Annotated in this window: 10 protein-coding genes and 1 riboswitch; of the genes, 7 read left to right on the forward strand and 3 right to left on the reverse strand. The window is 65.2% G+C overall.

The genetic code is table 11. The features are described from left to right. The first annotated feature begins 17 nt into the window (after positions 1-17). A complete protein-coding gene (ftsY, locus tag BMF89_RS18910) occupies positions 18-1241 on the forward strand; it encodes a signal recognition particle-docking protein FtsY (protein ID WP_078108600.1) in 1224 nt (407 codons plus the stop codon). 67 nt (positions 1242-1308) lie between these two features. Here ftsY and BMF89_RS18915 read toward each other — a convergent pair whose 3' ends face one another. After that, a complete protein-coding gene (locus tag BMF89_RS18915) occupies positions 1309-2553 on the reverse strand; it encodes an MFS transporter (RefSeq protein ID WP_078108601.1) in 1245 nt (414 codons plus the stop codon). Positions 2554-2777: 224 nt separating this feature from the next. On the opposite strand from BMF89_RS18915, the gene BMF89_RS18920 reads away from it, so the two are divergent. Both BMF89_RS18920 and BMF89_RS18925 read left to right on the forward strand, forming a co-directional pair. Then, positions 2778-4118 (forward strand): ammonium transporter, encoded by a 1341-nt coding sequence (locus tag BMF89_RS18920; protein WP_078108602.1) that lies wholly within the window; start codon positions 2778-2780, stop codon positions 4116-4118. After that, entirely contained in the window at positions 4115-4453 is a 339-nt protein-coding gene (locus tag BMF89_RS18925; RefSeq protein WP_028264639.1) for a P-II family nitrogen regulator, read from the forward strand. The genes BMF89_RS18920 and BMF89_RS18925 overlap by 4 nt, the downstream gene beginning before the upstream one ends. Positions 4454-4540: 87 nt before the next feature. Here the strand turns inward: BMF89_RS18925 and BMF89_RS18930 are convergent, their stop codons facing one another. Continuing rightward, the gene (locus tag BMF89_RS18930; protein WP_253190897.1) at positions 4541-5941 is read right to left on the reverse strand and encodes a glucose-6-phosphate dehydrogenase; all 1401 of its coding nucleotides are present in this window, start codon (positions 5939-5941) and stop codon (positions 4541-4543) included. Positions 5942-6092: 151 nt separating this feature from the next. Between BMF89_RS18930 and ffh the strand changes: the two genes are divergently transcribed. Together ffh and BMF89_RS18940 are read left to right on the forward strand one after the other, a co-directional pair. Then, entirely contained in the window at positions 6093-7658 is a 1566-nt protein-coding gene (ffh, locus tag BMF89_RS18935; protein ID WP_078108604.1) for a signal recognition particle protein, read from the forward strand. Positions 7659-7764: 106 nt separating this feature from the next. Continuing rightward, a complete protein-coding gene (locus BMF89_RS18940; protein WP_078108605.1) occupies positions 7765-8514 on the forward strand; it encodes an alpha/beta hydrolase in 750 nt (249 codons plus the stop codon). Positions 8515-8556: 42 nt separating this feature from the next. Here BMF89_RS18940 and thiC read toward each other — a convergent pair whose 3' ends face one another. Next, positions 8557-10362, reverse strand: a complete 1806-nt coding sequence (thiC, locus tag BMF89_RS18945; protein ID WP_078108606.1) for a phosphomethylpyrimidine synthase ThiC — start codon at positions 10360-10362, stop codon at positions 8557-8559. Further along, a riboswitch (TPP riboswitch) is annotated at positions 10358-10465 on the reverse strand. (Overlaps the previous gene by 5 nt.) Positions 10466-10558: 93 nt before the next feature. On the opposite strand from thiC, the gene BMF89_RS18950 reads away from it, so the two are divergent. Both BMF89_RS18950 and BMF89_RS18955 read left to right on the forward strand, forming a co-directional pair. Continuing rightward, positions 10559-11653, forward strand: a complete 1095-nt coding sequence (locus tag BMF89_RS18950) for an amidohydrolase family protein (RefSeq protein ID WP_078108607.1) — start codon at positions 10559-10561, stop codon at positions 11651-11653. A gap of 77 nt (positions 11654-11730) precedes the next feature. Continuing rightward, positions 11731-12609: a VOC family protein gene (locus BMF89_RS18955; protein ID WP_078108608.1), complete on the forward strand. Its 879-nt coding sequence runs from the start codon at positions 11731-11733 to the stop codon at positions 12607-12609. The last annotated feature ends 41 nt before the right edge of the window (positions 12610-12650 follow it).

The following is a 12650-nucleotide window of genomic DNA, read 5'->3' on the forward strand; positions in this document are numbered from 1 at the left end:
TGTGAGAAGCTAGGGGAGTGAACGATCTCCTCCCCATTATTTTGTCCATTGTCGCTGCCATCGTGGTGGTCGGAGGGCTGATTCCTGTCCTGCTCAAGGCGCGGAAGTCCTCCTCGACTTACGCTGGAACGCGCGACGCCAACGACCCCGTTGACAAGGCGGCGGCAGGCGGCGGAACGATCGTCGACGACGCCCCCGGGACCGCTCCGGACCGCACGGCGCCCGCTCCCGTCGTCGAACCTGCCGACCTTGCCGTACCAGGGACCGACGTTCCGGACGACGCAGCCGGCCTGGAGCTTATCCAGGTGGAGACCCCCGCGCCTGTCGAGGGCCGCCTCAACCGGCTTCGCGCGCGACTGGTCAAATCCAACAGCATTCTCGGCAAGGGTCTCCTGGCCCTGCTTTCGAGCGACAAGATCGACGAAAACGTCTGGGACGAAGTCGAAGAAACACTGCTCCTCGCCGACCTCGGCACCGAGCCCACCATGCAGCTGGTCGATGCCCTCCGTGCACGGGTCAAGGTCCAGGGCACACGCAGCCCGGAGGACGTCAAGGCCCTCCTGCGCGAGGAACTCATCAAGCTCGTGGACCCCACGATGGACCGCAGTTTGAACGTGGAACGCAAGGGAGCCCACCCGGCCATCATGATCGTCGTCGGCGTCAACGGGGTGGGCAAGACCACCACCGTCGGCAAGCTGGCTCGTGTTCTCGTGGCCGAAGACAAGGACGTCCTGCTGGGCGCAGCGGATACCTTCCGCGCCGCGGCCGCGGAGCAGCTCGCCACGTGGGGCCAGCGGGTCGGCGTCGCAACCGTCAGGTCGCACGTCGTCGGCGCGGACCCTGCCTCCGTCGCCTATGAAGCCGTCAAGTCCGGCATCGAGCAGGAGGTCGACGTCGTGATGATCGACACCGCCGGTCGCTTGCAGAACAAGGTCGGTCTCATGGACGAGCTCAGCAAAGTCAAGCGCGTCATCGAGAAGCTGGCCGAAGTGGACGAAGTCCTTCTGGTACTGGACGCGACCACCGGCCAGAACGGCCTGAACCAGGCCAAGGTCTTTTCCGAAGTAGTCAACATCACGGGAATCGTGCTCACGAAGCTCGACGGCACCGCGAAGGGCGGGATCGTCGTCGCGATCCAAAGGGCCCTCGGCGTTCCGGTCAAGCTTGTCGGCCTCGGCGAGGGCCCGGACGACCTCGCGCCGTTCGAGCCCGAAGCCTTCGTCGACGCGCTGCTCAACTAGCCGCCTCCAGCCCAACTAACTCGCAGTTGATGTCGTTTCCAGGCCTGAAAACGACATCAACTGCTAGTCAGTTGGGTGAGTCGACGGGTTCCGGGGCGCGGGGCATCGGCTCGCGCGCCACGGACCAGCCGACCGCGGCCAGCAGGAGGATGCCGCCGGTGGCGCCGAACGCCCAGCCGTAGCCAAGTCCGTCCGCCAGGAGGCCAACCAGGACGGGGCCCACGATTGCCCCGGCGTCCGAAGCCATCTGGAAGACCGCCAGCACCTTGCCACCGGAACGGCCACGACCGATGATGTCCCCGACGGCGGCCTGCTGGGCCGGGTTCAGCAAGCCCGAGCCGAAGCCGGCCGCGGCGGACGCCGCGAAGAACGCGGGAAGGGTGCCGGTCAACCCGATGGTCGCGGTGGCCAGACCGGTGACCACCAAGCCCAACAGCATCATGGGCTTGCGGCCGAAATTGTCGGCCATACGGCCCGAGAAAGTCAGCGCCAGGGCGTTTCCCCCCGCAAACACGGCCAGCGCCCAACCCGCGGACGCCGATCCTCCGGCCAGCACGACCACCGCGAACAACGGCACCGTGGCCATGCGCACCCCGAGGGTAGCCCAGCCGTTGCCGAAACTGGAGAATAGGGCGGCCCGGTAGGCAGAATCGCCCAAGGCATCCTTCATGCGCATTGCCGGCCCCGCCGCACCCCCTTGCTTCGCTGCCACTGAACTTCCCGTCAGCTGCGTGCGGACAACCAAAGCCGCCAGGACCAAGGCTGCCGCGTACGCGAGGAACGGTACGCGCAACCCGAACCCGGCCAGCAGTCCGCCGACCACCGGACCCAGGACGCTGCCGATCAGGAAGGCCGAGGCATACGCGCCGGAGACCCGTCCGCGGCTTTCCGGAGGGGCGAGCCTGATCAACAGGCCCATCGCTGCAACCGTGAACATGACAGAACCGGCTCCTCCAAGGCCCCGGAATACCAGCAGTTGCCAATAGCTCTGCGCGAAGGCGCACGCCGCCGTCGACGCCGCCACAATCAACAACCCGGCGATGTAGACGGGACGCTCGCCGAAGCGGCCCATCAGGGCGCCCCCGGCGGGAGCGAACACCAAACGCATGAAGGCGAAAATGCTGACGATCACCGCGGCTGCCGTTGCCCCGACGTCGAACGTGGTTGCGAACTGGGGAAGCACGGGCGCCACGAGTCCAAAACCCAGTGCAATCAGGAACGCCGCCGCCAACATCACCTTGATGTCCCGTGGCATTTCGGCCTTGGCGGCCCTCGCCCCTGGTTCGGCGGGGGATTCGGGGCTTGCGGTCATGGTGTCGGGGTCCTCTGGCTAGTCGGAACGCGGGGGAAATGGAACTGACGAAACATATCCGTAACAAGGGTGATATGCACCATTTACGTTCGAGAAGTTCTTGTAACAGCCCTGCAATCTAAAACCTTCGCAGGTGAAACACTGCCCCGCAAAACTCTTATGTAGAACGCAAATGCGTTGGGACAGGCGGCTCAGCCCGCATCTAAAGCAGAGAGGACGTAGACATGGACTTCACCGCCGGTCTCGTTTGGCTCCTGGTCGCATCAGCATTCGTGCTGTTCATGACCCCGGGCCTGGCATTCTTCTATGGCGGCATGACCCGTGCCAAGGCCGCCCTGAACATGATGATGATGAGCTTCATCGCCATCGGCACAGTGACCCTCGTGTGGGTCCTCTGGGGCGCCTCAATGTCCACGAGCAACACGGACAACTTCTTCCAGATCTTCGCGAACCCGTTCAGCCACTTCGGCCTGCACAACTTCACCGATCCGGCAGACCTGCTCCACGTCGGGTACGCCGCAACCTTCGCGATCATCACTGTCGCCCTCATCTCCGGTGCCATCGCGGACCGCGCTAAGTTCTCGGCCTGGACGCTGTTCACCCCGATCTGGGCGACTCTCGTCTACGCCCCGTTGGCCTACATGGTCTGGGGCGGCGGTCTCTTCTCGGCAACCGGCTGGTTCGGCCAGACCTTCGCTCCCGTCATCGACTTCGCCGGCGGCACCGTGGTGCACATCAACGCCGGTGTGGCAGGCCTCATCCTCGTCCTGATCATCGGCAACCGCAAAGGCTTCGGCAAAGACCCGAACCACCGCCCCCACAACGTGCCCTTGGTCATGCTTGGCGCAGCCATCCTCTGGTTCGGCTGGTTTGGCTTCAACGCCGGTGCTGCGGCAACCGTGCAGCAGGCCGGACTGATCTGGATCAACACTCTCGTCGCGCCTGCAGCGGCCATGCTCGGCTGGCTTGTCGTGGAGCGCATCCGTGACGGACACCCCACCTCGCTCGGCGCGGCTTCGGGCGTCGTCGCCGGCCTGGTTGCCATCACCCCGGCTTGTGCCAACGTTTCCCCGCTCGGCGCCATCGCCCTCGGTGTAGCAGCCGGTGTTGCTTCGGCCCTCGCGGTCGGCCTCAAGTTCAAGCTCGGCTACGACGACTCGCTCGACGTCGTCGGCGTGCACCTGGTGTCCGGCATCATCGGGACCGTGGCCATCGGCTTCCTCGCCACCCCCACCCAAGGTCCCGCGGGCCTGTTCTACGGCGGCGGCACCACCCAGTTGGTTGCGCAGTCCCTGGCGGCACTTTGCTCGATCGTCTTCACCGGCGTGATGACCTTCATCATCGCCTACCCGATCCACAAGCTCATGGGCTTCCGCATCTCCGAACGCCAGGAGATCGCCGGTGCAGACCTCAGCCTGCACGCCGAAACGGCATACGAGTTCGGCGTCGGCGGCCACGGCGGAAGCTTCCAGCCCCTTCACGACCTCATCACCGGAAAGTCCTCGGCCGAGCCCGAGGCAGCTGACGAAGCATCCGTATCAGGCAAGGAGAGTGTCCAGGCATGAAACTCATCACGGCGATCGTCCGCCCGGAGAAGCTCGACGCCATCCGCGAGGGGCTCGAAGCATACGGGGTACAGGGACTGACGGTCAGCGCGGCCAGCGGCTACGGCCGGCAGCGCGGCTACACAGAGGTGTACCGCGGAGCCGAGTACAACGTGGACCTTCTTCCCAAGATCCGCGTGGAGGTCCTGGCCACGGATGAGCAGGCAGACGACATCCTCGATGTACTGATTGCTTCCTCCAACACGGGCCGTGCCGGTGACGGCAAGGTCTGGACAGTGGACGTCTATGAAGCAGTCCGTGTCCGCACGGGCGAGCGGGGCGCAGCGGCCATCTAAGGCACCAATGCAGAAGAGGGGCCGGGTACCTGGAAAGGTACCCGGCCCCTCTTGCATCTGGGCTTCCGCAGGAGCGCGGCCGCCTGCTTAGTCCCCGACGGCGGTGGGCCAGTCCGCGGGACCGGGGCCGCCGGCGTCGTACTCTTCGAGCGGAACGGAATCCCTGGCCCAGGCCTTGATCACGGGCTCGATGATCCGCCAGCAGTCGACGGCGGTGTCGCCGCGGACCGAGAGCAGGGGATCGCCGGTAATGACACCCTCCAGCACTTCTCCGTACGGCAGCAGATCGGACGCATTCAGTTCCGTATTGAGCGTCACGCGATTGAGCATGAAGATGTTTCCGGGACCGTTGACATCGACGTCGAGCTGCAGGGTGTCAGGACCGAAACCGATGCGCAGCTGGTTGGGGGAGTCCACGCCCTCGAATCCGGTCGGCAGGTGGGGGACGGGCCGGAAGGTGATGATCGCCTCTTTCCGGGCGGCACCCAACGCCTTTCCCGAGCGCAGGATGAAGGGGACGCCCTTCCAGCGCCATGTGTCGATGCCCACTTCGACCTCCGCGAGCGTCTCCGTTTCCCGGGCAGGGTCCACGCCGTCCTCTGCTGCATAGTCCGGCACGTCCCGGTCACCGATCCGGCCGGCGGTGTAGCGCGCCCGTCGGGTGGACTTCTTGTACGGCGCGGCGATGCTGCTCGCACGCAGTACCGTCGAAATCGCGTCGCGGAGATCGCGCTCCCCGATGCTGGAAGGGGCATCGATGGCCAGCAGCGCCATGATGTGGAGCAAGTGGCTCTGGATCATATCCTTGAGGGCGCCTGCTCCGTCGTAGTAGCGCGCACGCCCTTCGAGGGCGAGGTCTTCATCGAAGACGATCTCCACCTTCTCGATGTGTTCCCGGTTCCACACCGGCTCCAGGAACCTGTTGGCGAAGCGCAGGCCGAGGATGTTGAACACAGTGGCCTTGCCAAGGAAGTGGTCCACGCGGTGGATGTGGTCTTCCGGGACCAAGGCGGAGAGGGTCTTGTTGAGTTCCCGGGCGGATTCCGAACCGGATCCGAAGGGTTTCTCCATCACCAGGCTTGTTCCCGGGGGAAGCTCTTGGGCGGTGAGGACCTCGCAGGCCTTCTGGCTGATGTGCGGTGGCAACGCGAAATAGACGGCGATTGGCGCTTCGAGCCCGGCCAGGAGCGTCGCGAGCTGGCCGTCCGCCGTGACATCCACTTGATGGTATTCGGTATTTTCCTCCAGGGCGGCGATTGCCTTCTTGCCTGCGGCATTTGCACCCTTGGCGGCATCTTCGAAGGCCCCGCCCACGCGTTTGGTCCACTGCTGGGAAGTCCACGGGTCGGAACCGGCTCCGACAAGCTTCAGGCCGTCGGCGAGTCCGCTGGCCACGAGCCGGGCAAGGCCCGGTAACAGCAATCGGCCCGTCAGATCTCCGGAGGCGCCTAGGATGAGCAACGTATTTACTGTTGTTTTGCTGGTCACTGTGCCAGCATGCCATCTTGCGGGCGCGTCTTGGTACCCTAGATAGTCGAGTCCCTCAGTTGAGTCAGATTTGTTTGGGGCAGGAATCGTCAAGATATTGGTGCGTCGGAACGGCCGCCATTCGTAGACCATTGAAAGAAGTGCACGGCGCGTGTTCAATTCACTCTCTGACCGGTTGACAGCAACCTTCAAGAATCTCCGTGGCAAGGGCCGCCTCACCGAGGCCGACGTCGATGCCACCGTCCGGGAGATCCGGCGTGCCCTCTTGGACGCCGACGTTGCCGTGCCCGTAGTCCGTGAGTTCACAGCCCGCATCCGCGAACGCGCCCTGGGCGCGGAGGTTTCCGCTGCGCTGAACCCGAGCCAGCAGATCGTGAAGATCGTCAACGAGGAACTCCAGGAGATCCTCGGCGGCGAGACCCGTCGTATCCGCTTGGCGAAGACCGGGCCCACCATCATCATGCTCGCCGGCTTGCAGGGTGCTGGTAAGACCACCCTCGCCGGCAAGCTTGCCAAGTGGCTCAAGGCCCAAGGCCACAGCCCCGTACTCGTTGCGGCCGACCTCCAGCGTCCCAACGCCGTGACGCAGCTCCAGATCGTCGGTGAACGCGCCGGCGTTCCCGTCTTCGCGCCGCACCCCGGGACCACCTCGGATCTGGACGTTCCCACCGGCGATCCGGTCGCCGTCGCACGCGCCGGCGTCGACGAAGCCCGCCAGAAGCTGCACGACGTCGTGATCGTCGACACCGCGGGACGCCTCGGCGTCGACGCGGAAATGATGGACCAGGCGCGCCGCATCCGCCAGGCGATCATCCCGAACGAAGTGCTGTTCGTGATCGACTCCATGATCGGCCAGGACGCCGTCAACACGGCGGTTGCCTTCGATGAGGGCGTCAACTTCACGGGTGTCGTGCTGTCGAAGCTCGACGGCGACGCCCGCGGCGGTGCCGCTCTCTCAGTCGCGTCCGTCACCGGAAAGCCGGTCATGTTCGCGTCCACCGGCGAAGGCCTGGACGACTTCGAACTGTTCCACCCGGACCGCATGGCCTCCCGCATCCTCGATATGGGTGACGTTCTTACCCTGATCGAGCAGGCCGAGAAGAACTGGGACAAGGACGAAGCTGCCCGGATGGCGAAGAAGTTCGCCGACCAGGAAGACTTCACCCTGGACGACTTCCTCGCCCAGATGCAGCAGATCCGCAACATGGGCTCCATGAAGAAAATGCTCATGATGATGCCGGGTGCGCAGAACATCCGCCAGCAGCTGGAGCAGTTCGATGAGCGGGAAATCGATCGCGTGGAGGCGATTGTCCGCTCCATGACCCCGCACGAGCGCTTGGCTCCGAAGATCATCAACGGTTCCCGCCGCGCCCGCATCGCCCGTGGTTCCGGTGTGCACGTCTCCGAGGTCAACGGCCTCCTGGAGCGTTTCGCCCAGGCCCAGAAGATGATGAAGAAGCTGGCCCAGGGCGGCGGCATGCCAGGGATGCCCGGCATACCCGGCCTCGGTGGCGGGTCCCGCAAGGCGAGCAAGAACGCGCCCAAGAAGAAGGCCCGTTCCGGAAACCCCGCCAAGGCTGCCCAGGAACTGCGCGACGCCGAGAACAAGCGGGCGAACGCCGTTCGCACCGGCGCGGCATTCGGTCAGCCTTCCGGCGACTTCGACCCCTCCCAGCTCAACCTGCCCAAGGGCTTCGACAAGTTCCTCGGTAAGTAACGCCCGCCCGACCCAACTGACTCGCATTTGTTGTCGTTATGGGCGCTCATAACGACAACTACTGCGAGGTAGTTGGGTTGTCAGCCCCGTGCCATAGGCTGGGGGAATGCAAAAGCAGCGCGTTGTGTTCGTCCATGGAGCAGGCACATTCGGCGCTGCCGCGTGGCCGAAACAACACGGCATGGCGCTGCAGTACGATGCGCTCTTCCTGAAACGCCACGGGTTCGATGCGCAGGCCGAGCCTTTGGAATCCGACGTTGCCGCCGATGTGGACATCATCCTGGAGTGCCTTGGAGCGCGGGAGGCCGCGTCAGCCCCCGGGCCGGCGCGTGGAGGCCATGTCGTGGCGCATTCCCAAGGCGCGATTTCCGCGATGTTGGCCGCAGTGGAACGGCCGGACCTGGTCCGGTCGCTCGTGCTGGTGGAACCGGCTTGTCTGTCATTGACGGCCGAATTGCCGGCCACTGCGGCTTACCGGGCACTCATGGAGCCGTTGTTCCGGGTCCGGCACGAACTCAGCGATGACGATTACCAGCGCGAATTCGTCCGCCGCGCGTTTTCCTCGGAGGCGGCGGTCCTCAGCACCCCTGAGGCCCGGCGTACCGCCCGGCGGCTGAGGCTCCAGGCAGCGCCGTGGGAAGCGCCCCTGCACATCGTGCCGGGAGTCCCCACGCTTGTCCTGACCGGTGGTTGGGAGCCCCTGTACGAAGAGATCGCCGGCTACTTGCAGGAAACCGGTGCCCTCCACCGCGTTGCGGCTGGAGGACACCGGCCTCATGATTCAGTTGAAGGAGACCGGATGATCCGGTCCTTCATCGCGGATGTCAGCCGCGCCGGATCAGTGCAAGCTTCCTGATCAGTCCAAGCTTCCTGATCAGTTCAGGCTTCCTGACGTCACTCAACGTTTTCCTGCGGGAACCTCGAGCTCGGGCAAGTAGACCTTGCCGCCGGATGCCAGGAATTCCTGGCTCTTTTCGCGCATCCCGCTGTACATCTCCGCGATGGCCGCCTGGGAATCCGCCGAGCCGTATTCGTCGCGGATGTCCTGGCTGATGCGCATGGAGCAGAATTTCGGTCCGCACATGGAGCAGAAATGCGCCGTCTTGGCCGGTTCCGCCGGGAGAGTCTCGTCGTGGAACGATTCGGCCGTGACCGGATCCAATGACAGCGCAAACTGGTCACGCCAGCGGAACTCGAAGCGGGCCTTGGACAGGGCATCGTCGCGTTCATGGGCGCCGGGGTGTCCCTTCGCAAGGTCAGCGGCGTGGGCGGCGATTTTGTACGTGATCACGCCGGTCTTGACGTCGTCCTTGTTCGGCAGGCCCAGGTGTTCCTTCGGGGTGACGTAGCAGAGCATCGCGGTTCCGTAGCGTGCGATCTCCGTGGCGCCGATGGCCGAAGTGATGTGGTCGTAGCCCGGGGCAACGTCGGTCACGAGCGGGCCGAGGGTGTAGAACGGTGCGCCGTCGCACAGCTCCTGCTGCCGCTCGACGTTCTCGCGGACGAGGTGGAACGGGATGTGCCCGGGGCCTTCCACCATGACCTGCACGTCGTACTTCCACGCCCGCTTCGTGAGCTCCGCGAGAGTGTCGAGCTCGGCGAACTGCGCGGCGTCGTTGGCGTCTGCCGTCGCTCCCGGACGCAAGCCGTCGCCGAGCGAGAACGCGACATCGTACTTGGCAAAGATTTCGCAGAGTTCGTCGAAATGCGTGTAGAGGAAGTTTTCCTCATGGTGCGCCAGGCACCAGCCCGCCATGATGGAACCGCCGCGGGAAACGATGCCAGTCACGCGGTTCGCCGTCAGCGGCACGTAGCGCAGCAACACGCCGGCGTGGATGGTCATGTAGTCGACGCCCTGCTCGCACTGTTCGATGACGGTGTCGCGGAAGATCTCCCAGGTGAGCTTGTTGGCTTCGCCATTGACCTTCTCAAGGGCCTGGTAAATCGGCACGGTGCCGATCGGCACGGGGGAGTTGCGGATGATCCATTCGCGGGTGGTGTGGATGTCGTCGCCGGTGGACAGGTCCATGACGGTGTCGGCGCCCCATTGGGTGGCCCACTGCAACTTGTCCACTTCTTCGGCGATGGAGCTGGTGACGGCCGAGTTGCCGATGTTGGCGTTGATCTTCACCAGGAACGCCTTGCCGATGATCATCGGTTCGGATTCGGGGTGGTTGATGTTGTTGGGGATGATGGCCCGGCCGGCGGCGACTTCACTGCGGACCAGTTCCACATCGCAGTTCTCGCGAAGCGCGACGAACTGCATTTCGGGCGTCACGATGCCCTGTCTGGCGTAATGCATCTGCGTGACGGTCTTGCCCTCGACGGCGCGGCGGGGCACCGGCTGTGCGCCCTTCCACTCCGCGGAGGCGGCGCCGCGGCGCACGGCCGACTTGCCGTCGTCGAGCAGGTTCCGTTCGCGGCCGCTGTAGGCCTCGGTGTCGCCGCGGGCTTCGATCCACTCGCTGCGGAACGGCTCGAGGCCAACCACGGGATCACTTCCTGGCCCGGCGGTGCGGTACACCTGGAAAGGCGCGTTGGCCTCGCCGTTGGGGGATGGCTCCAGGGCGATTTCCGTGACCGGAACCCGGATTCCCGTCTCAGTGTCTTCCAGGAACACGAGGGAATGCGACTTGAGGGACTGGGTCACTTCTTGAGCCGATCCGTTTTGGGTAGGGCTCAGCTGTGTTTCTTTGGTACTCAAAGGATTACTCACTTCCTTCGCCGGCATTACCCGGACAGGTTCAACGGTCGCAGGCCGCGTCAGCCCGATCTCAGCCCTTGCAAGGGCCCCCGTGTGGTCGTAGACGAAGCTACCACAGCCGGGAGTCCTTGAGACAGATGTGACCGAGGACAGACGTCACTGCCCTGGCGACGGCGCCTGAGTCTAGGGTGGATTCATGGCGGAAATCATCGAATTCAGCGGCGCCGTCCTCACCGGGCCGGAAGAGGATCTGCGCGGCCTCTGGTCGGTCGACGGACGGCTGACCTTTGTCCGACCCCTCGCGAAGCCGGACGTCGTGCTGGACGGATGGGTGCTGCCCGGCTTGGTCGACGCGCATTGCCATGTTGGCTTGGGCAAGGGCGGAGCCGTCGACGAGGAGACTGCCCGCTTGCAGGCGACGGCGGACCGGAATGCCGGGACACTCTTGATCCGCGACGCCGGTTCCGCGAGCGACACGCGCTGGCTGCAGCGCCGGACGGACATGCCGAGGATCATCCGGGCAGGCAGGCACATCGCGAGGCGACGGCGGTACATTCCCGGCCTGGCCGAGGAAGTCGAACCGGAGGATCTGGTGGAGGCGGTGCGCAAGCAGGCACGGTCCGGAGACGGCTGGGTCAAGATCGTCGGGGACTGGATCGACCGCTCCGCCGGGGATCTCGGCCCGTCCTTTCCGGCGGCCATCGTCAAGGACGCCGTCGCGGCGGCGCACGACGAGGGGGCCCGGGTGACCGCCCATTGCTTCGCCGAAGGGACGATCGACGACATGCTCGACGCCGGCATCGACTGCATCGAGCACGCGACTGGTCTCCTCCCGCACCATATTCCCCGGCTGCTGGACCAAGGCGTACCGATCGTCCCCACCCTCATCAACATTGCGACGTTCCCGGACATCGCGAAGCAGGCGGAAGCGAAGTTCCCCCGTTACGCCGCCCACATGATCGCGCTCTGGGAGCGTCGGCATGAGCGGGTCCTCGAGGCGTTCGACGCCGGAGTGCGGGTATATGCCGGAACCGACGCCGGCAGCGTCATCAAGCACGGCCGGATCGGCGAGGAGATCCTGGAACTGCACCAGGCGGGCCTGCCGCCGGCCGCCGCGCTCGACGCGGCCTGCTGGTCCGCCCGCGAGTGGCTGGGTGCCGACGGCATCAGCGAAGGCGCCAGTGCCGACGTCGTGCTCTACGCAAACGATCCCCGCGCGTCCCTTGAGGCGGTGCTGAAGCCGCAATGCACCGTGTTGCGGGGACGCCTTTTCGGAAGTGCCGGGCATTAGGAATAAATTGAAGCTTCAAGTAATTTAGATGTATAGAGGTTGCCGAAGGGCGGCGCCACAAAAGCCGGGAGTTGCACATGACCATCACATCCAGCCAGGATCTCCTTCCTGCCGAACTCACCATGGGCACCGTCATGCTCAAAGTGGGGGACATGAAGCTCATGGGCGACTACTACCAAAGGGCGCTCGGCCTGGACATCGTCGCCGAGCAAGACGGCGGACTCTACTTCGGCCGGCTCGGCAAGCCGTTGGTGCACCTCGCTCCCGCCTCCGGTCTCCAGATCCCGGGCCGCGGAGAGGCCGGACTCTTCCACACGGCTCTGCTCTTCGCGGACCAGTCCTCGCTCGCCGCAACTGTTGCCTCCGCAGCGCAGTACGAGCCCCACGCCTTTGTCGGCAGCGCCGACCACCTGGTCAGCGAGGCCTTCTACTTCACCGACCCCGAGGGCAACGGAATCGAGCTCTACTACGACAAGCCCCGCGAAGGCTGGGAGTGGAACGGCGGTTCGGTCGTCATGGACAGCCTGCCGCTCCCGCCGCAGCGCTACCTCCAGCAGTACCTGAGCGAAACGGCGGTGGCCGGCCAGCACGAGGCGGGCGCCGGCGTCGGGCATGTCCACCTCCAAGTGGGGGACGTCAAGACCGCCCATGACTTCTACGTCGACACCTTGGGCTTCGAGCAGACGGCCGGCTGGCACGGGCAGGCACTGTTCGTCTCCGCCGGGGGCTACCACCACCACATGGCCATGAACGTCTGGAACAGCCGCGGTGCGGGCCCGCGCAAGGACACGCTCGGTCTCGGCGAGGTGGTCATTGAAGTGCCGTCAGGCGACGACGTCGGCGCGCTCGCCGACCGCCTCAAGGTTGCCGGCATCGCCTCCCACCACACCGGCCAGGAGCTGCGCTTCGAGGACCCGTGGCGCAACCGGCTGCGCGTCGCCGTCCGCTACGCTTGATCCGACGGTGTGGCGCATTCGGCCGCCGCGCCGCAGCTCCG

Source organism: Arthrobacter sp. SRS-W-1-2016, from assembly GCF_002009585.1.
GTDB classification, from domain to species: Bacteria; Actinomycetota; Actinomycetes; order Actinomycetales; family Micrococcaceae; genus Arthrobacter; species Arthrobacter bambusae_A.